At 61.1% G+C, this 19,224-nt stretch carries 17 protein-coding genes; 7 read left to right on the top strand and 10 right to left on the bottom strand.

The annotated features are described in order from the left end of the window. The first annotated feature begins 204 nt into the window (after positions 1-204). Positions 205-2,187 carry a pilus assembly protein TadG-related protein gene (locus tag FFH90_RS04250; RefSeq protein ID WP_138866722.1) on the top strand — a complete coding sequence of 661 codons (1,983 nt, stop codon included), beginning with the start codon at positions 205-207 and terminating at the stop codon, positions 2,185-2,187. Here FFH90_RS04250 and FFH90_RS04255 read toward each other — a convergent pair. Together FFH90_RS04255 and FFH90_RS04260 are read right to left on the bottom strand one after the other, a co-directional pair. Beyond that, on the bottom strand, positions 2,157-4,925 hold the full coding sequence (locus FFH90_RS04255; protein ID WP_138866723.1) for an ATP-binding protein: 2,769 nt from the start codon (positions 4,923-4,925) through the stop codon (positions 2,157-2,159). The two genes, FFH90_RS04250 and FFH90_RS04255, sit on opposite strands and share 31 nt — an antisense overlap. Further along, positions 4,922-5,362, bottom strand: coding sequence for a TadE/TadG family type IV pilus assembly protein (locus tag FFH90_RS04260; protein ID WP_138866724.1), 441 nt, complete (start codon positions 5,360-5,362; stop codon positions 4,922-4,924). Before FFH90_RS04260 ends, FFH90_RS04255 begins: the two co-directional genes overlap by 4 nt. A gap of 75 nt (positions 5,363-5,437) precedes the next feature. Between FFH90_RS04260 and FFH90_RS04265 the strand changes: the two genes are divergently transcribed. The 3 genes from FFH90_RS04265 to FFH90_RS04275 all read left to right on the top strand — a co-directional run bounded on the left by FFH90_RS04265 (position 5,438) and on the right by FFH90_RS04275 (position 8,055). Continuing rightward, a complete protein-coding gene (locus tag FFH90_RS04265) occupies positions 5,438-5,908 on the top strand; it encodes a prepilin peptidase (protein ID WP_111455260.1) in 471 nt (156 codons plus the stop codon). 108 nt (positions 5,909-6,016) lie between these two features. Then, positions 6,017-6,820, top strand: coding sequence for a response regulator transcription factor (locus FFH90_RS04270; RefSeq protein ID WP_138866830.1), 804 nt, complete (start codon positions 6,017-6,019; stop codon positions 6,818-6,820). A gap of 860 nt (positions 6,821-7,680) precedes the next feature. Further along, positions 7,681-8,055, top strand: coding sequence for a DUF6124 family protein (locus FFH90_RS04275; RefSeq protein WP_086944033.1), 375 nt, complete (start codon positions 7,681-7,683; stop codon positions 8,053-8,055). A gap of 57 nt (positions 8,056-8,112) precedes the next feature. On the opposite strand, the gene FFH90_RS04280 is transcribed toward FFH90_RS04275, so the two are convergent. From FFH90_RS04280 to cpaB, 5 genes are all read right to left on the bottom strand, one after another. Continuing rightward, entirely contained in the window at positions 8,113-9,003 is an 891-nt protein-coding gene (locus tag FFH90_RS04280; RefSeq protein WP_064616076.1) for a type II secretion system F family protein, read from the bottom strand. Continuing rightward, the gene (locus FFH90_RS04285; RefSeq protein ID WP_018928400.1) at positions 9,000-9,884 is read right to left on the bottom strand and encodes a type II secretion system F family protein; all 885 of its coding nucleotides are present in this window, start codon (positions 9,882-9,884) and stop codon (positions 9,000-9,002) included. Before FFH90_RS04285 ends, FFH90_RS04280 begins: the two co-directional genes overlap by 4 nt. 10 nt (positions 9,885-9,894) lie before the next feature. Further along, a complete protein-coding gene (locus FFH90_RS04290; RefSeq protein ID WP_018928399.1) occupies positions 9,895-11,175 on the bottom strand; it encodes a CpaF family protein in 1,281 nt (426 codons plus the stop codon). Then, entirely contained in the window at positions 11,172-12,377 is a 1,206-nt protein-coding gene (locus FFH90_RS04295) for a pilus assembly protein (RefSeq protein ID WP_086944031.1), read from the bottom strand. The genes FFH90_RS04290 and FFH90_RS04295 overlap by 4 nt, the downstream gene beginning before the upstream one ends. A gap of 86 nt (positions 12,378-12,463) precedes the next feature. Further along, on the bottom strand, positions 12,464-13,396 hold the full coding sequence (gene cpaB, locus FFH90_RS04300) for a Flp pilus assembly protein CpaB (RefSeq protein WP_138866725.1): 933 nt from the start codon (positions 13,394-13,396) through the stop codon (positions 12,464-12,466). Between the two features lie 326 nt (positions 13,397-13,722). On the opposite strand from cpaB, the gene FFH90_RS04305 reads away from it, so the two are divergent. Then, positions 13,723-13,920 (top strand): Flp family type IVb pilin, encoded by a 198-nt coding sequence (locus tag FFH90_RS04305; RefSeq protein WP_138866726.1) that lies wholly within the window; start codon positions 13,723-13,725, stop codon positions 13,918-13,920. Positions 13,921-14,005: 85 nt separating this feature from the next. After that, complete coding sequence (locus FFH90_RS04310) at positions 14,006-14,416, top strand: response regulator (RefSeq protein WP_018928395.1); 411 nt, start codon at positions 14,006-14,008, stop codon at positions 14,414-14,416. A 42-nt stretch (positions 14,417-14,458) separates the two neighbouring features. Here the strand turns inward: FFH90_RS04310 and FFH90_RS04315 are convergent, their stop codons facing one another. Next, positions 14,459-15,313 carry a MaoC/PaaZ C-terminal domain-containing protein gene (locus FFH90_RS04315; protein WP_138866727.1) on the bottom strand — a complete coding sequence of 285 codons (855 nt, stop codon included), beginning with the start codon at positions 15,311-15,313 and terminating at the stop codon, positions 14,459-14,461. 2 nt (positions 15,314-15,315) lie between these two features. Beyond that, positions 15,316-16,668, bottom strand: coding sequence for a 3-oxoacyl-ACP reductase (locus tag FFH90_RS04320; protein WP_138866728.1), 1,353 nt, complete (start codon positions 16,666-16,668; stop codon positions 15,316-15,318). A gap of 192 nt (positions 16,669-16,860) precedes the next feature. On the opposite strand from FFH90_RS04320, the gene FFH90_RS04325 reads away from it, so the two are divergent. Next, positions 16,861-18,138 (top strand): acetyl-CoA C-acetyltransferase, encoded by a 1,278-nt coding sequence (locus FFH90_RS04325; RefSeq protein WP_138866729.1) that lies wholly within the window; start codon positions 16,861-16,863, stop codon positions 18,136-18,138. Here the strand turns inward: FFH90_RS04325 and FFH90_RS04330 are convergent, their stop codons facing one another. Continuing rightward, positions 18,139-19,167, bottom strand: coding sequence for a bile acid:sodium symporter family protein (locus FFH90_RS04330; RefSeq protein WP_018928391.1), 1,029 nt, complete (start codon positions 19,165-19,167; stop codon positions 18,139-18,141). Positions 19,168-19,224: the final 57 nt, after the last annotated feature.

Here is a 19,224-nt window from a genome sequence, read left to right on the forward strand (position 1 = left end):
GCGAAGAAGACACCGCGGTTTTTCAGTCATTACGCGTTATCGTTCTTCGCGGGCAAGCCTCGCTCCTACAGGATCTTCGTCGTCACACAAGCCCACAATAAGTTCGTGGGGTGGCTAGTTGCCAGCAATCCGGCAAACCCTTGTCTACACTGCTGTTCATCAATGGAGGTAGCCCTCGGCGGTGCGCCGGCAAAGGAGTGCGCCATGTCTCCCTGCTTGCAGTTTCGTAGCCCGGCCCGGCAACGGGGAGCGATCGGTTTGATGGCAGTGCTGACCCTCGGCATGGCCCTGGCGTTCCTGCTGATCGTGGTCGACAGTGGCCGCTTGTACCTGGAGAAACGCAGCTTGCAGCGGATAGCCGACATGGCCGCACTGGAGGCTGCCACGCGCAACGGTGATTGCGCCGTGGGTGCCAGCGCTACCGCCTATGCCACCGCCAGCGTAAACCGCAACGGCTTCACCCTTCCTGACCCCACGCGCAGCCTGGCGGTAGCCTGTGGCACCTTGAGCCTGGACGCCAACAGTCTTCGGGTTTTTGTGGCTAACCCAAGCAGCAGCGAAGCCATTCGGGTGATCGTCAGTCATTCGGTGCCGCAGAGTTTCGCCGGTGGCGTTGGCGCCCTGTTCGGCGGTGCACCGGCCGGGGCCACCCTCAACCTGACGGCGACCGCCGTTGCGGGGCTGCCGCCACCACTGGCATCGCTGGCCCTGCGCACCACGGCGCTGAGCATCGATAGCAGCAAGTCGGCCACCCTCAATGCGCTGTTCGGCGGTTTTCTCGGCGGCAGTCTGAACCTGTCCGTGGCAGGGTGGGATGGGTTGGTGAACACCAACATCAGCCTGCTGGGTTACCTTGATCGACTGAAGGTCGACCTCGGCCTCAACGCCGCCGGGTATAACCAGGTATTGGGCGCTTCGGTGGCCGTCAGCCAGTTGATCCAGACCGCCGTCAATGTGCTGGACCCCGGCGGCACCCTCGGCGCGACGGCGACCATTGTCGGTCTGCAAGCCCTCAAGGTGGCCGCGGGCTCCACGACCGTGGTGTTGGGCAATCTGCTGCACGTCGAGAACGGCAGCGACGTCTCAACGTTCGCGACGACTGTGAGTGTGTTCAACCTGATCGAAGGCGTCGTGCAACTGGCCAACAAGAAAAACGGTGTGGTGGCGACAGTGCCGATCAATCTGGCAGGGCTGGCGCAAATCACCGCTCGGGTGCAGGTGTTGGAGCCGCCGCAACTCTCCGCGATCGGCAATCCGAAAAACGCCGCGCTGGATCCGCTGGGGCCCAATCGGATCTACGTGAGAACCGCACAGCTTCGCACGTTGTTGTCGATCGACTTGCCGGCGCTGGACGCCATCGCGGCGCTGGTCAATGCCGCGGCGGATCTGGCAGGACCGCTGACCAACACCCTCAACGCCTTGCTCAATCTCGACCTGGTGGCGGTGCTCAATTCACTGACCTGTGCCATCGGCGTGCCCTGTCAGACGCCCGACGTCATCGTGCTACCGGGGCCGATACGGCTCGACGTGGCGGTGGACGTCGCCAGTGCCGATAGTTACGTCACGGCTTATAGCTGCATCAGCAACACCAACAAAACCCTGACCACCAACACCAGAACATCGCTGGTGAACCTGAAAATCGGCCGGATCGATGCCGCCAGTATGTTCGGCAGCAACACCGTACCACCGACGGTCACGGTGCAGCCGTTGAAGCTGATCGATATCGGGATCAAAACCTGCCGCAGGTTTTTGTTCGTGCCCATAACCTGCGATCCGCGTGTGCCAGGCGTCGGTGGTGGCATCGATGTCGTTGCCGACACCAGTGTGGCGGCGAACACCAACATGCCCCATGTCTACTCCGCACCACCGGCCAACAGCCTGCCGGACATCAACCAGCCGCCGTTTTACTACTCATTTTCCACCAGCAGCATTGTCAGCAACTTGCTCAACACCCCGGTCAACCTTCACGTCGATATGTATGGCCCGTCAGGCAGTCTCGTCGGCGGTCTGGGGGCGATCCTGAGCAGCGTGACCAGTTTGCTGGTCAGCGCAATCAACGGCGTGCTCAACCCGTTGCTCGACAGTCTGATCAACACATTGCTGATAAGCCTTGGGGTCGACTTGAACAAGGTCGACGTCGGCGCCAACCTCAGTTGTCACTCAGGGCGCGCGTCGCTGGTGATCTGATCGCCCGTGACAATCGGCAACTCAATGCAGAAACGCGCGCCTTCGGCCGAGTTTCTTACGCTCAACCGTCCGCCCATGTTCTCGACGATGCCGTAACTCACCGACAACCCGAGCCCGGTGCCGACGCCCACCGGTTTGGTGGTGAAGAATGGCTCGAAAATCCGCTCCAGCAACCGTGGGTCGATGCCGCCGCCGTTGTCCTCGACCCACAGCCGCACTGAATGCTCATCACGTTCGGCGTACAGCGAAATCCACGGTTTGAACGCCGGGTCGGCCTCGCGTTTGCTCAGCAACGCATCCCGTGCATTGACCATCAGGTTGATCAGCACCTGTTCCAGCTGATCGACGTAACCGCGCACCTGCACATCAAAACCGCTCTCGCTGACCCGCAGCTCAATGCCTTTGCCGCGCAAGCCTTCGGACAGCAGCGCCAGCGTGCCCTCGATGGCTTGAACCGGATTGAACGGCTGCTGCTCGACCTCCGAACGCCGGCCGAACACCCGCATGTGATCCACCACCTTCGCGGCGCGCTGGACTTGTGCGTCGATGCGATTGAGCTTGTCAGTCAGGTAATCGATTTGCGCATCGCCATTGCTCAGACGCTTGAGCACATTGACGATGGCCATGCGCATCACGTTCAGCGGCTGATTGATTTCATGGGCAAGCCCGGTGGCCATTTCGCCGAGGGTGGCCATTTTCGCGCTCTGGGTAAGCTGCTGCTGGGCGCGCCTGACCTCAGTGTTGTCGCGGCCCACGGCCTGAATTTCCAGCAAACGACCCTGGTCGTCGAACACGCCGCGATCCGACCAGACCCACCAGGCATGTTCCCGTCCCGGCAGTTGCAGGTTGATCTCCGCAGTGCTGACCGGGAACTCCGGGCTCAGTCTACTGAGGCGCTGGAGGAACGCTTCGCGCTGCTCCGGCGACATCCAGCTGCCCAGATTCACCCCCGGCAGCTGCTCGGGCTGGCATTCCAGATAGGTCGCCAGAGGCCGGTTGCCGAAGGTCAGCGTCAGGTCGGGGCGGTAGCGGCAGATCATCGCCGGGGAATCTTCCACCAGGATCCGGTAGCGCTCTTCACTCTGTTTGACTTTCTCGGTGGCCAGGGTCGCCTCGGTGACATCCAGCCACAGGCCCACGGCTTCCACCGGCAACCCGAGGTCATCGCGCAGCAGTTTGGCTTCGTCGAGCAGCCAGTGGTAATCGCCGTGACTGTCGCGCAGTCGATAACGGGCGCTCACCGAACCCTCGCGCAGCAGTTGCCGGGTACGCTCGAAATAGCCGTCGCGGTCTTCGGGATGGACCCGCTCCACCAGCGAGCCTGCGGCGCAATCGGCGAGCGACCAACCGAGCAGCGGCAATAGGCTGTCGCTGAAAAACGTCGGTTGCAGCGCACCTTCGACATAGCGCTGCACGTAGATCACCGCCGGTGAACTGGCGATCAGGTTGTCCAGCCGGGCATGGGCGGCAGCGGCGTTCTGCTGTTGGTTTTTGATGTCGCTGATGTCGAGCATGAAACCCACCAGCCGGCGGTTTTTACCGATGCCCAACGCCTGGCCTTGCAGTCGGTACCATATCGGCGTTTGTGTCGTGTCGGGGCGATGCAGACGTACGCACAATAGCAACGGCGCGCCTTCGTCTTGCAAGGATTGCAGGCGAATCGTCAGCTCTTCACGGTCGGCGGGATGAATCTGTTCGAGCCAGTCGTGCAGCGGAAAACGAGTGCTCGCAAGGTTCAGCGTACTGGCGAGCGACGGCGCCAATTGCACTTCGGCATGGTCGCTGAAGACCTCCCACCAACCGGTACCGAGCAAGGCTTGTAGAGATTCCAGCCGCTCCAGTTGCAGGTGGTGCTGATGCTCGCGCAAGCGCTCAAGCAGCGGGCCGGCCAGGGCGGCGGTGAGTTGCAACCAGTCGCGCTCGCTCAAGTCGGGGGCACGTTCTTGCACCGGGTAGAAACCACAGAGCAACCACGCGACCACGCCCTGGGCATTGCGATAGGGCACCGCGAACCCTTCGGCATTACCGAAGATGCTTTGCAGGCGTGGGTGCTCGCTGGGTGTCAGCTGTTGGGGGACTGAGCCATTCAAACTGTCGAGGCCGGTGCCCAGGCGTTGATGGGTTTCCCACAACCTTGGTGCATCGAAGGCCGTGTACTGCTGGTGAATCAACCAACCCTCGGCCTGTTCATCGAGCAAGGCCATGGCCATGCACGGGATCTGAAAACGCTGGGCCAGGCCTTGCAGTTGTTCGGCCAGTACCTCGGGCAGGCGCGTCAGGCTGCACAGGCGCAACTGCTCGCTGACCTGCGCCGCGAGCAACTGGCACTGTTCACGACTGCGCGCTTGTCGACGTTCGAGCAACAGATCGCCGATGTCGATCAACTGCAATAACCATCCTTCGCCCAACGGCTGCACCCAGCCGCGCAAGTGCAGCGGTTGCCCGGCGAGACTAAAAAAGTCCAGGTCCAGGTTTTGTCCCTGCCACTCGGCCGGCCTGCCTTCGACCGACAGGGCGCTATGGGGCATGAGGTAATCGAGCAGGTGCGGTGACTGCGCGTCGGGTATCTGTTGCGCCAGCAGATGCCGCAATGGACCGCTCAGCTGAATCACTCGACCTTCATCATTCAGATGCAGCTGCAAGCCGACACGCTGCACGCTCGCAGGGTCTGGCGTGTTCGGGGTCTGTGGCGGGTGACGATTGAGCAGACGCCCGAAGAGTTTGTCCCCGGAGCTCAAAACTGCAGGCTCGATTGGGCCGTGAGGGTCGGCGGCAGATTGGGCACCGAACCTATTCCCGGCAGTACCAGAAACGGCAGCACTTGATTCAGTTTACTGGTGGGGTAGTTGATGCTGACCGTCAGCACGCCGCCGGTGTAGGTGGCGCTGGCGTCGGTGGCCACGTTGAAGTTCAGCGCGGCGGGAATCCAGGCCAGCTGCCGGGTCAGTTCGGTGGTGGCAACGGTTCGCACGGCGGTGTCGTAATTGGCGGTGCTCGGGTCCAGCGCCACACTGCGACGCACCGCTTCGGCCGTGGATTTATTGAACGATTGCATCAGCAACAGCGGCAGGCTGTAACTGACCAACCCATAAAACACGGCGAAAAAAATCACGAACACCAAGGCAAACTCAATCGCCACGGCACCTTTTTGCTTGCGGGGGAGGCCTGTTTTCATGAGTGCGTCTACCCTGACAATTACTGCGTAGTGTCAGCATAGAATCATTCAGCCAAAACGGACGTTTTTTACCGGATGCAGAGCCTTGTCCTACTCATCTGGCTGACGCTTTGCGCAGCACAGGATGCCCGAGAACGCCACATCGCCAATGGCCTGACCGTTGGTGCAGGTGTGCTGGCGCTTATCTATCTGTTGTGGACAGGGACTACGTGGCTGGGGGCCGAGGCGGTGCAGGGCGGCTGGGCTTTGTTGTTGGCACTGGCCTTCACCTTGCCCGGTTATGCAGTGCGACGCATGGGGGCAGGCGACGTGAAGCTGATGGCGACGCTGGGTCTTGCGACGGACGGTACGCACCTGCTCGGCGGTTTCATCGGCGCCGGGGTGGCCGGTGTGCTCTGGTTGCTGCTGGCGCCAAGACTCTGGCTGCATATGGGGCAGAGGCTTAGAGCGCGTCTTCGTTACCTGGAGCCTGGCGCGTCAAAAAAGCAGCCCTTTGCGCCGTTCGTGCTGGTGGGTGTGCTGCTCACACTGGCCTGGATGCATTAATCGCAGGCGTCCCCTGTTCTATGTACATAGTTGGAAAGTGCGTCTACTTTCAAAACTGTTGTTGTACAGCTGTGGTGTCGGTGCAGGAGCAGCCAAGCCAGACTTGGCATGGAGTGGCCCGTGAACAAGCTTACCTCGGCAGTAAAAGTTCTTGTGGTTGATGATGAGCCGTTGATTGTCGAAGAACTTTGCGAGTTCATCGAGCTCAATGGTTATCGCTGTGTGCCTTGTGTCTCCGGCCATCAGGCGATCGAGCGTTTCAGCGAAGACGTGAATATCGGCTTGGTGCTGTGTGATTTGCAGATGCCTGACATGGATGGCATCCAGCTTGTCCAGGCGCTGCAGCGGTTGTCCGGCAAGCATCGGGCGTTCGAGGCGATCATGCTCACCGGGCATGCGAACAAGCAGGATGTGATCAAGGCTTTGCGTATCGGGTTCGCCGATTACTATCAGAAGCCGATTGATCTGGCTGAGTTGCTCGAAGGTTTGCAGCGTCAGGAGGTGGCCTTGCAGGAGCGGCAGAGAAATCTGCAGTTGGGGCATTTGAGTCAGAAGCTGCAGTATCTTTGTGAATCGATCGATGAGCTTTATCAGGATCTGGACAAGGTTCGTCGGGGGGCGTCTCCGGAACCTGTGTCAGGTTCAGTTGACGGTGTGGTCGGTGAACCGGAGCGGGTGGTGGGGATGCCGGCGGTGTTCAATCAGTTGTCGCCGCGTCAGTTGGAGGTGGCGCAGTTGGTGGGCAAGGGGCAGACCAATTATCAGATTGCCTGTGAGTTGGGGATTACCGAGAACACGGTGAAGCTTTATGTGTCGCAGGTGTTGCGGTTGACGCATATGCATAATCGTACGCAGGTGGCGTTGGCGTTGTCGCCCGGGAATGCCGGGGGGCGGCGGGTTTCTGCGCACTGAGTTTCTGTCTCTTGATCTTGGCGGCCTGGTAGCCGACCAGGTTCTTGTTGATCGGGTACATATCCATTTCTGCGGTAACGACCACCTATGGTTTCGCTCTTACAGCGAGTCCCTTTTGGCAAACGCCCCAAAAGGAACCAAAAGGTCTCGCCCCGAACGTACGGCCCCTCGCTAAGGCTCGGCGTTCCTTCGCTCCGGTATCCATCTGGGGGCATCGCCCTACGGTTGGCTTCGCTTCAACCTACATGCGATGTGTTCGACTGCGTCGAACGGCGCTGCGCGCCAATCCCCAGATGAACACCTCCACTCAGCCTCCCGAAGGGGCGGGTGAATCAAGATCAAAAGCGGCAGGCGAGCTAACGCTCGGCCTGTAGTTTGGCGGGTGTATGCCGCTCCCCTGTGAGCTGCCGAAGGCTGCGATCTTTTGATCCTGGCGGCCTGACAGCCGACCAATCTCTCCCAGACATACACCGACCCACTTGTAGGAGCGAGCGGTGCGGCGATCCGACTTGCCCGCGAAGACGGCCTTACAGGCAACGATGTTTATTGGTCGGTAAAAACGTCAGAACCTTCCCACATGTTTTTCAGGTTGCCCGTCGGAAGCGGCGTCTCTAGCCTTTGTCCGTCGCTGACAATTCAGCGACCGGGCGTCGCGGCTCGATTCTTGAGGCATAATCGCTCCACCGAACAACAACACTTTTTGGTGTCTGTCGTTTCGTGTCATGGCGACTGTGCGCGGGATACCTTCGGGTATGCCGAGCAAGCCTCAGGGGTCGGTCCGCGAACCCGCGTACAGCTGCCACCCCAAATTGCGTCGCGGCAATTTGGAAGTGGCTCCATTTCATCCCGGAGGTGTAATCATGTTCAAAGCCACACCAAATCCCCCTGAAACTGACGACGTTTCGCCCTACGAATCCCTCGATTCGAAAAAACTCAACGAAGCCGCCGAACGCGCGCTCGACCACTACCTAAAACCACCACCCAAACAACCCGAAGGCCGCAAGCCAAGCAGGATGTTTCAGGTCGCCCCGGACATGGACAACGAAAGCCTGCTGGCCCATGTCTGCGAATCCCTGGCCTCGGCCAGCGTCATGACCAGCGACATTGCAGCCTATGTCGACGCCCCGCAGCGGCATACGCTCCTGGCGATTCAGCAGGTGATCATGCTGGCCGAGCTGGCGGTGAATCGGGTGCTGGATAACGTCGACGTACCAAAAGCCGCGCCACACAGCTGACCCCTTGCAGGAGCGGGCCCCTCACCACAGGCTCGCTCCTGCAGGATCAGCGGTCTTTCAAGAACCAAAAGCCCGCGCCAGCGCGGTGAAGCTTGGTCCGGCCAGCACGATCAGCAATGCCGGGAAGAGGAACAACATCATCACCACGGACATTTTTGCGGACATCTTGGAGATGTATTCCTGCAAGCGTGTCAGGCGTCGGTCATCGAGCAGCAGCTTGAGCGCCAGCAGTGATTTCATCGCGCCGCCGCCTTGGTGAATCAGTTGTTGAAGGATCACGCAGGTGTCGGTGAATTCGTCCACCGCGAGCAATTGGGTGGCCTTGTTCAGTTCTTCGCCCAGTTCCAGACCGGAATCGACCCGCGCCAGTATCAGGCGCAATTCGTGGGTCAGGGTCGGTAGCAGTTGTTTGCCTTCGACGCTCAACACTCGCAGTGACTGTTCCACCGCCATGCCGGATTCGAACAGGATGCGCAGCAGTGGAATGAAGGTTGATACCTCGATCGCCAGTTGTTTTTGCCGCTGCTGCGCGGCGGCGGCCAGCAAGCGTTTGGGCAGCAGGTAACCGAGGGCTGTGGCGAGGGTTGGAGTGATCCAGTGGTTGTTCACCTGCGGGAAGAACAGGCCCTGGATCAACAGGCACAGGGCCAACGCCAGCACCGGAGTGCCGATCTGGCAGGCGGCGAACAGCGAGCGTTGTCGGGCGCTGCGCCAGCCGAGGCGGTTGAGCAGGGTCTGGGTTTCGTTGTCCAGTTGGATCGAACGCTGACCGATGCGGCTGTCGCCCAGCAGTTGTAGCCAGTGACTGACGCGATGGTCGCTCAGCGGTTTGCCGTCCAGCCGTTGGGCTACCTGGCGCGCACGCCGGTGCTGGTCCAGCAGGCCACTGAGCAGCAACAGCGTGGCCGCCAGAAACAGCAGTGCGCTCAGCAGCAGGGCGATTTTCATACGCTTCGCAACATGCGCCACAGCGCCAGGCAGCCCACGACCTGCAAGCCGAACGCGGTCGCCAGCATCATTTGCCCCGAGCCGCTGTTCCACATGGCCAACAGGTATTTCGGATTGGACACCAAAAAGTAACCGGCAAGCCCCACAGGCATCAGCCCCAGCACCACGGCCGTGACGCGGGTTTCGCCGGTCATGGCGCGCAGTTGGCGCGCAGCCTGGTCTCGTTCGCGGATCATTTTGATCAGGTTTTCAAACAGCTCACTGGCATTGCCGCCGTAGCGGTGATTGACCTTCAGGCCCAGGGCGAACAGGCGAAACTCGTCTTTCTCATACAGCTCGGCGAGGTCCGAGATGGCGTCCGGCAGGCTGACGCCCAAGTGCACGTTGCGTTGAACCCGAGCCATGGCGTCTTTCAGTGGCGCTTCGGCGGCGTTGATGGCGCCCAGCACTGCATCGGCCAGGGTGCGTCCGGACTTCAGGCTGCGCACGGTGTGGTCGAGCAGCGTCGGCAGTTGTTCGATCATGCGTTTGAGTCGGCGCTGATAACGCCAGCTGATGTACAGCCGCAGAGCCAGGGGCGGCACCAGTAGCAACATCAACAAACCGATCCAGCCCGCGAGGGCAAACCCCAGCAGGGCGCCCAAGGCCCAGAGCAGCAGCCACGACCCGATGCGCTCGGTGGGGCGCCCGAGGCCGGCGCGTAGAAAGGTCCGTTCCAGGCCAGACCAGGATGATTTCGCCACGGTCAGTTGCGGTTGCCCTTGGGTCAGGCGGCCGAGGGTTCGGTCGATGCCGGCCTGGCGCAGACTGTTGTAGAACAAACGGATCGACACCCCCAACAGCGTCAGGCAAAGCAGGATGAGCAGCGCCGGTTTGAGCATGCCGTGACCCTCAATACGCCAAGGGAGAGAGTGCCGACTCGCGACGCAGTTTGTCGCCGGCGGGGTTGGCCGCCTCGCGCAGAAAACCGCGGCCGGTGTGTCGGTCGAAGCGGAACAGGGTGTTGGTCACGTAGACGTCGTCACGAATACCGACGACCTCCACCACTTCGCTGACGCAGCGGCGGCCATCGGGCAGGCGCGTGAGTTGGATCACTACGTCCAGCGCCGCGCAAATCATTTGCCGCAGGGTGCGTTCGGCGATGAGCCGCCCGGTCAGGCCCACCAGCGTCTCCAGGCGCAACAGCGCATCCTGGGCATTGTTGGCGTGCACGGTGCTCATGGAGCCGTCGTGCCCGGTGTTCATGGCGGTGAGCACGTCGACCACTTCGACGCCGCGAATCTCGCCGAGGATGATCCGGTCCGGGCGCATCCGCAGCGCGTTGCGAATCAGGTCGCTGGCCTTCACTTCGCCGTGGCCTTCGGCATTCGGCGGTCGGGTTTCCAGGCGTACCACGTGAGGATGGCCGAGTTGCAGTTCGGCGACGTCTTCGATGGTGACCAGCCGTTCGTGAGGGGCGATCAATTGGCTGAGAATGTTCAGCAGTGTGGTCTTGCCGGTGCCGGTACCGCCGCTGACCAGGATGTTGCAACGCTTGCCCACAGCCTCCTGAATGAACTCGAAGATCGCCTGGTCGATGGTTTGCATCGCCATCAGGTCGGTGCTTTTGAGCATGTCCTTGCGGAACTTCCGAATCGACAGGCATGGGCCGTCGAGGGCGATCGGTGGAATGATCGCGTTGACCCGACTGCCATCGGGCAGGCGTGCATCGACCATCGGCGAAGACTCATCGAGCCGTCGGCCCAGGGGCGCGAGAATCCGTTGCATGACTCGTTCGACGTGGTGGTCGTCGATGAACCGCAGGTCACTGAGGTGCAACACTCCCTCACGTTCGACGAACACCCGGTGCGGGCCGTTGACCAATATCTCGGTCACCGCCGAGTCGCGCAGCAGCACTTCCAGCGGACCGAAACCGGTGAGTTCGTCGACGATTTCTTCCGCCAGCCGTTCCATCTCGTAGCGGGAAATCGCCAGGTGCAGACGGGCGATGTATTCGGCGACTTTGTCGGTGACGAACTGCGACAGCATGGGCCGCGACCCTTCCAGCAGGTTTTTTCCGGACTCTTCGATGGCGTCGATGATGTAGCGGTGCAGCACCAGTTTCAGGCCTTCGTGGTCGGTATTGCCGGTCGGCCCGTGCGAAGGCGCGCCGAAGAGTTTTTCCCCGCTCATTGCACGCCCCTCAACCGGTTGAACCAGCCGGCCTTGGGCTTATCCGGGCTTTCGGAGCGTTTGGCCAGCTGCTCGCCGAGGGCGCGCAGGCTTTGGGTCAGGCCCTCGCGCGGGGCCAGCTCGAACAGGCTCAGCCCTTGATTCTTGGCGTTGAGTCGCACTTCCGGGCTGTAGGCAAACACCGCGATCACCTCCATGCCGAAAGTTTTGCCCAAGGTGTCGGAGTCCGGCGGGACGCTGCGCAGGTAGCGGTCCACCAGCAACCTGGCGTGGTCGAGCTTCAGGCCTTTTTCGCGCCAGCGGCTGAGCACCTCAAGGTTGCGTCGGCAGTCGAGCACGTTTTGATCGGTGTACCACAGCAACTTGTCGCAATGGCTGACGAAGGTGCGCAATGCTTCACTGTCCGACTGGCCGGTGAGGTTCACCACGATGTGCTGGAAATGTTGGCGCAAGGCACTGAGCAGCATGTACAGCTCGGCGGCGCTGGTCTGTTCGAGCGGTTCATCGTTGCTGGCGTAGGCGAGGATTCGCAGCCCGGCGTCGCAGGTGGTGAAGGCGCTGTCGATCAGCGTTGCGTCGAGGCGCCTGAGGTGACGCAATGCATCGCCGAAATGAAACGAACTCTCCAACCCCAGCAAGGCCAGGCTGTCGCCACGGGGCAGCCCCAGATCCAGCAACAACGTTTGCTGGCCGCTTTTTTGCACCACGTGCGCCAGGTGGTTGGCGAGCAACGCGCCGTCGCCATTGCCCTGCGCGCCGTAAAGTACGGTCAGGCCACCTTGTGGAATCTGTTGGGTGTTCGGCGCCACGGTCGGCAGGCGTTTACTCAGGCGTCGCACCAGGCCGGCGACTTCGCTGGACCGCGAGCCGTAAGAGACAAAATCCCGTGCTCCGGCGCGCATGGCATTGAGCACCAGTTGGTTGTCCATGCCATCGCCCAGGGCCACGATCGCCAGCATCGGTTTGGCTTCCAGGGCTCCCTCGATCAACGCGCTCTGGGCCACCACATGCTCATGGTCCAGGCCCACGAACACCAGGCTGGCGAAGGTCACGTCCACCAGTGTCAGGAGCTCGTCGAGGTTGCCGCCCCCGGCGCTGATCACTCGACCCAAAGGGGCGAGCGCCCCTTGCAGCCACTCCAAGTCGGTGTTGTTGCGTGTGATCGCGAGGAAGGTCTGGCTCAGGTTCTGGCTTTGGCTCATTGCGATAATCCGCCGTGTTTATCGACGTGGCCGTTTTCGAGGAAGTGCGGCGTGAAACATCTGCGCATGGAGAGTCCTCGCTCGATTCAGGGCGTTTGTTGGGTGACGGCATTGCCGCGAATGACTTCCACGCTCGGCTTGCGAGGTGCTGCGCCTCTGGGGGCGGGGGATTGTGGAGTGCCGGCCAGGGCCAGTTGACTGAACTGCACCAGCTCGCGGTTGGCGTTGGCCAGGCTCGCCGATGAGTCACCACGGCCGGCCCAGTATTGGCTCAGGCGTTGTTCCTCGGCGCTGCGCACAGCCAGACGCAAAACCCCGACCTGCGCCGCGAGCATCAGGCGGCTCAAGAGGGATTCAGGGACGGCGAGCAACACGGTGCGGGCGCTGGTGCGCAGTTGTTCCTGCTTGAGTTTCTCTTCATGGCTGAGTGCCGGGTTGGCAGGCTTGCCATCATTCGTCAGCCCCAACTGCTCGCCGACCCCGAGTACGCGCAACGCCGGGACCACGACCTGGGCCGACTGCTGGAGGTTGTTGGTGTCCATGCGCAGAAACAGCAGCACATCGACATAATCGCCGGGGCTCAATTGGCCGCCGACATTGATTACATCATCCGCCGCCACGGCGAGGGCGCGTTCATCGGCGCGGATCATCCGCGCCAGCGTACCGCCGGCTTCGAAACTCTGATCATTGAGCCAACTGCCGGCGGTGAGCGCGCGCCAGGGTGTACGGCCAATGGCTTGATCGAGACGGGTCAGGCAGCCCACCGGGACGGTACGCAGTTTTTCCAGGGTCACGTCGGCGGCGGTGATCTGCTCGAACGGTGCGATATCACGCAGCAGCACCACCACCGGTTGGCGGGTCGGGTCGTCCACCGAGGCCAGTATCGAGGGCGTTGATGTGCCGGTTTGTGCGACAGGCTCGGGAGCCGGTTGACGACTCAGCGCCAGCCCCCAGTAACCGGCAATGATGGCGCCTGCCAGAAACAGCCCGGCCAGGCCCAGGGTGACGCGGCTGTTCATGAAGGCTTTCCCCCTTTCCTGCGCGTAACGCCCCCAAGAGCTCTAACGAGATGACTTCGCAATCAGGCAGTTATGAGCGTGGGACTGTTTCGCTATTTGACGGTAGCGCAGGTAAAGCAAAATGCCATCACTGAGCGGTAAATATCTGACAAAAGTAACGGGCTGATGCCCAAAGTACTGTTTTGTGACGTTAATCAACCGGTTACTGCTTAAGTATTAATGCGTTCTTACAGTTGTTGGGCATGGGTTTGCCGACAATGCTGATGCTGGCATATGGGAATCATGTTGCGGCAGTGCAACAACCGCTGTCATTCAGGAGACGCGTCATGTCCTTCTCTAAAACGGTTCAGAAGATCAAATCCCACATCGCTTTTTACAAAGACCTTGCCAAAGACACCGAAGGCGCTTCGGGCATCGAGTACGCAATCATTGCAGGCATGGTGGCCGTGGTGCTGGCAACGTTTGTGGCACCCATCTCCACGGCGGTCACCGCAATGTTCAACACGATTTCAGCCGCGCTTTGATTTGAAGACTGGCAATGGGCAGTCATTTGCCAATCCTGCAAAGGGCTTCTAACGTCAAGGCTTAGTCCATTGCAGGTGTTGCCCCATGAACGCTCCAGCCCTCCCTCGGCAACAGCTTCTTCTGGTCGATGATGAGGAGGATGCGTTACTGGAACTGGCGGAGTTGCTGGAGGGCGAGGGTTTTACGTGTTTTACGGCAACGTCGGTCAAGCTCGCCCTGCATCATTTGACTCGTCATCCTGATATTGCGCTGGTGATTACTGATTTGCGGATGCCGGAGGAAAGCGGCATATCGTTGATCAAGCGTCTGCGTGAGCACACGGCTCGTCAGCATTTGCCGGTGATTGTGACGTCGGGGCATGCGGATATGGAGGATGTGAGTGACATGTTGCGCTTGCAGGTGCTGGATCTGTTTCGCAAGCCGATCTATCACGTGCGTTTGTTGGATACGTTGAATAATTTGTTTCCGCAGCCTCGGGGTTTGCTGAGTTCCTGAGCGTACTGTGGCGAGGGGGAAAGCCCCCCTCACCACAATCCATCAGGCAACCGGCCGCCACTGCCCCGCCATATGCTCGATCTCCCCGGCCCCCATCAACTGGAAGTCCCCACTGGACCCCGCCGCGCTGGACATCAGCGTCACCTCGCTGGGTAAACGCACCGGTTTTCTGAACTGCACCGCAATCTCGACGTTGGCCGTCGGCAAATGATCACTCAGGGCTGCCAGGGTGCGTGCCTTGTTCCACAGACCATGGGCGATGGCGCTGGGAAAGCCGAAGAGTCTGGCGCTGATCGCGCTCAGGTGAATCGGGTTGTAGTCTCCAGACACTTTGGCGTACCGGCGACCAATGTCCGCCGGTGCTTTCCAGTGGGCCACTTCGGTCAGCACCAACGTCGATGCAAACGCTTGCTCGACAGGCTCGCCTGCCAGTTTGACCCCGCGACAGAGCATCTGGCTTTCGGCTTCCCACAGCAGCCCCAATTGGTCGTCGAGCGTCGTCACTAACTCGAAGGTCGCGCCCTTGGCATGGGGTTGCAGGTTCTGCACCTTCACGCTGACCCGCACGCGACTCACGCCGCCCATGGGGCGCATGACTCGAATGCGATTGCTCAAGTGAATCAGCCCCAGCAGCGGGAAGGGAAACGCCTTGGCGGTGAGCAGTTGCATCTGCAAGGCAAACGCCAGGATGTGCGGATACGTCGGTGGCAGCAGGCCGTTGTCGGCGAAACCACACACTTTGCGATAAGCCTCCAGGCGTTTCGGATCGACGTTGACCCAACAGTGATAACCCAGCTCAGGCAGTGCGGTGCCGGTGATTTTGCGTCGCGTTGCCGCTCTTAAATACAGCGTCTGCAAGCCCGGTTCGCTATTGAGTGTGTGCCAGTCGGTGGTCATGGTCAGGCTCCCAACACGCTTTGCCCGCACACGCGCAGTGCTTGCCCGGTAAACGCTCCGGTGCCCGGTTGTGCCATCCAGGCCACGGCTTCGGCGACGTCTTGCGGCAGGCCGCCCTGGCCCAACGAACTCAAGCGCCGCCCGGCTTCACGCACGCCGAAGGGCAGGTGCGCGGTCATCTGGGTTTCGATAAACCCTGGCGCCACCGCGTTGATGCTGATGCCGCGCCCTGCCAGCAGTGGCGCCCAGGCCTGGGCCAGGCCAATCAGCCCGGCCTTGCTCGCGGCGTAATTGGTTTGCCCGCGATTGCCGGCGATGCCGCTGATGGACGCCAGCAGGATCACTCGACCGTGGTCGCGCAAGGTGCCGCTGTCGAGCAGCGCCTTGGTCAGCACTTGCGGCGCGTTGAGGTTGACCGCCAGCACCGCGTCCCAGAACTCCGGGGTCATGTTGGCCAGGGTTTTGTCGCGGGTGATGCCCGCGTTGTGCACCACGATGTCGACGCCGTCGGGCAAGTGTTCGATCAGTTGCGTGGCGGCGTCTTCGGCACAGATGTCCAGGGTGATGCTGCGCCCGCCGAGGCGCGCGGCCAAGGCGTCGAGGTCGGTTTTGGCCGGCGCCACGTCGAGCAGGATCACCTCGGCGCCGTCCCGGGCCAGGGTTTCGGCGATCGAGGCGCCGATGCCCCGGGCTGCCCCGGTTACCAGTGCCTTGCGCCCTGACAAGGGGCGTGTCCAGTCCATCACCTGCGTCGCACACGCCTTCAAACGTATGACTTGTCCGGAAATGAACGCACTTTTGGGCGAGAGGAAAAACCGCAACGGGCCTTCGAGTTGATCTTCGGCCCCTTCGCCGACATAGATCAGCTGCAAGGTGCCGCCGTTGCGCAGTTCCTTGGCCAGCGAACGGCTGAACCCTTCCAGCGCCCGTTGGGTGCTGGCGGCGAATGGGTCGCTCAAGGTCTCTGGCGCGCGACCGAGAATCACCAGGTGCGCATGGTGATCGAGATTTTTCATCAGTGGCTGGAAGAATTCGCGCAGCTGTTTCAACTGATCGACCTGCACCAGGTCACTGGCGTCGAACACCACGGCTTTGAGTTTCTGGCCGTGGCCGGGAATCCACGCGGTGGCCAGGGTCGGATCGGTGCCGTAGCTGTAAATCGTGTCGGTCAAGCGGTTGGCGAGGGTGCTGATTTTTTCCGTCAGCGGGCCACCGCCAATCAACAGCGCCCCCTCGACAGGCCGCAATCGGCCTGCTTGCCAGCGTTCCAGCCGTACCGGCGACGGCAGACCCAGGGCACCGACCACACGATGGCCGATGGACGAATTGGCGAAGTCGATATAGCGGTCAGACATGAATCACGCTCCAGAAGCCGGGGTTAAAAGTGTGGACCAGGAATGGCAATTAGTCGTTCGATCCACGAGATAAGGCCTACGCTTGAACATTGCAGGTTGGTTTGAGCTTGGGTTTAGCAGGTCTTTCAGGAATTGCAGCCCGCTCCCACAGGGATGTGTGTTCACCATTGACTATCAGAAGGAGCTTTTTTCATGACTCAGCTGCGTCGCGTCGCGATTATCGGTGGTAACCGTATTCCTTTTGCCCGGTCCAACGGGCCGTACGCCACTGCCAGTAACCAGGCGATGTTCACCGCAGCGCTGGAAGGCCTGATCGAGCGCTATAACCTGCACGGTGTGCGCATGGGCGAAGTGGCCGCCGGGGCCTTGCTCAAGTATTTGCGCGACTACGGCCTGACCCGTGAATGCGTATTGGGCTCGCGGTTGTCGCCGACAACGCCGGCCTACGACATCCAGCAAGCCTGCGGTACGGGGCTGGAGGCAACATTGCTGGTGGCGAACAAAATCGCCCTGGGGCAAATCGAATGTGGCATTGCCGGCGGCGTCGACACGGCCTCGGACGTGCCGATCGGTGTCAACGAAGACTTGCGCAAGATTCTCTTGCAAGCCAACCGCGCCAAAAGCACCGCTGACAAACTGAAAACCTTCCTGCAATTGCGTCCCCGACACCTGATCCCGGACTTTCCAAGTATCGGCGAGCCGCGCACCGGCCGGTCGATGGGCGAACACTGTGAATTGATGGCCCAGACCTGGGGCATCCCGCGTGACGAGCAGGATCGGCTGACCCTCGAAAGCCATCAGAAACTGGCGGCGTCCTACGCCGAAGGCTGGCACAACGATTTGATGACGCCGTTCCTCGGCCTGACCCGGGACAACAACCTGCGCCCGGAGCTGACCCTGGAAAAACTCGCCTCACTGAAACCGGCCTTCGAGAAAAGTGCCAAGGGCACCCTGACCGCGGGCAACTCCACGCCACTCACCGATGGTGCGTCGGTGGTGCTGTTGGGCGGCGAGGAATGGGCGAAGGAGCGCGGTTTGCCGGTGCTTGCCTATTGGCGCGATGGCGAGGCGGCGGCGGTGGATTTCGTCAACGGTGCCGAAGGGCTGCTGATGGCGCCGGTGTATGCGGTGCCGCGATTGCTGGCGCGCAACGGCCTGACCTTGCAGGATTTCGATTACTACGAAATCCACGAAGCGTTTGCCGCGCAGGTGCTGTGCACGTTGAAGGCCTGGGAAGATCCGGAGTACTGCAAAACCCGTCTCGGCCTCGACGCGCCGCTGGGTTCCATCGACCGCAGTCGCCTCAACGTCAAAGGCAGTTCGCTGGCCGTCGGGCATCCGTTTGCCGCTACCGGTGCACGCATTGTCGCCAACCTGGCGAAGCTGCTGGACGCGGCGGGCAAGGGCCGAGGGTTGATCTCGATCTGCGCCGCCGGCGGTCAGGGCGTGACGGCGATTATCGAGCGCTGATTATTGAGGGCTGAGCACTGCGGCGTTTTGCTGCGCGGCCAGTTGCCGGTTGCGGTTGGCGTAACCCTCGGCCATCACCGAGCACACGATCAGTTGCAACGGGTGGTAGATCATGATTGGCAGCAGGATCAACCCAAGGCCGGGGTTGGCACCAAAGATCAACGCCGCCATCGGTGCTCCGGCCGCCAGGGATTTTTTGCTGGCGCAGAACACCGCGGCGATCTCGTCGGCGGGGCTGAACTTCAGCGCGTGGGCGGTGCGGGTGGTCATCCACAGGATGATCGCCAGCAGAATCGCGCTGCCAATCAACGCCGTGAGAATCACGCTGTTGCCCTGTTGCTGCCACATCCCCGAGACCATCGAGTTGCAGAACGCCGAGTACACCAGCAGCAGGATCACCAGCTTGTCGGCGATGTTGGTGTAGCGCTTGTGCCGAGCGAAAAACCTGCCCAGCCATGGCCGCAGCAATTGCCCGAGTACCAGCGGCAACAACAGCATCGCGCACAGGTCGAGCAGGGTTGAACCCAGGTCGATGCCGCCAGCGCCGCTGCCGACCACGAAACTCACCAGCAACGGTGTCAGGAAAATCCCCAGCACACTGGACAGGCTCGCGTTGAGAATCGCCGCCGGTACGTTGCCGCCCGCGCTGCCGGTGAGGGCCACGGATGAGGAAATGGTCGAGGGCAGGGCGCAGAGGTAGAGGAAACCAAGCATCAACAACGATGGAATGTGTGAGCCCAGCAGTGTGTCGCTCAGCAGCCAGATCAACGGAAACACCGCAAAGGTGAAGACTTGAACCATCACGTGCAGCTTCCAGTTTTTCAGCCCGTGGCGGATCTGCTCGCTGGAGAGGTTGACCCCGTGCAGGAAGAACACCAGGAACACGCCGATGTTGATTACATACTCAGCGTGCATCCCGCCGCCGGTAGCGCCGAAGGTCGGGAAGAAATACGCCAGCAGCGTGGCGATCAGCATGCCGCACAAGAACCAGTCGGTGACCACGCGTTTAAGGTGTTTGAAGGCATGCATAACCGGCACCGAATCCATTTGTAAGAATTGATGACTTAGCCTAACGTCGGCCCTGTC

Source organism: Pseudomonas sp. ATCC 43928, assembly GCF_005938665.2.
In the GTDB taxonomy this organism is placed as follows: Bacteria; Pseudomonadota; Gammaproteobacteria; order Pseudomonadales; family Pseudomonadaceae; genus Aquipseudomonas.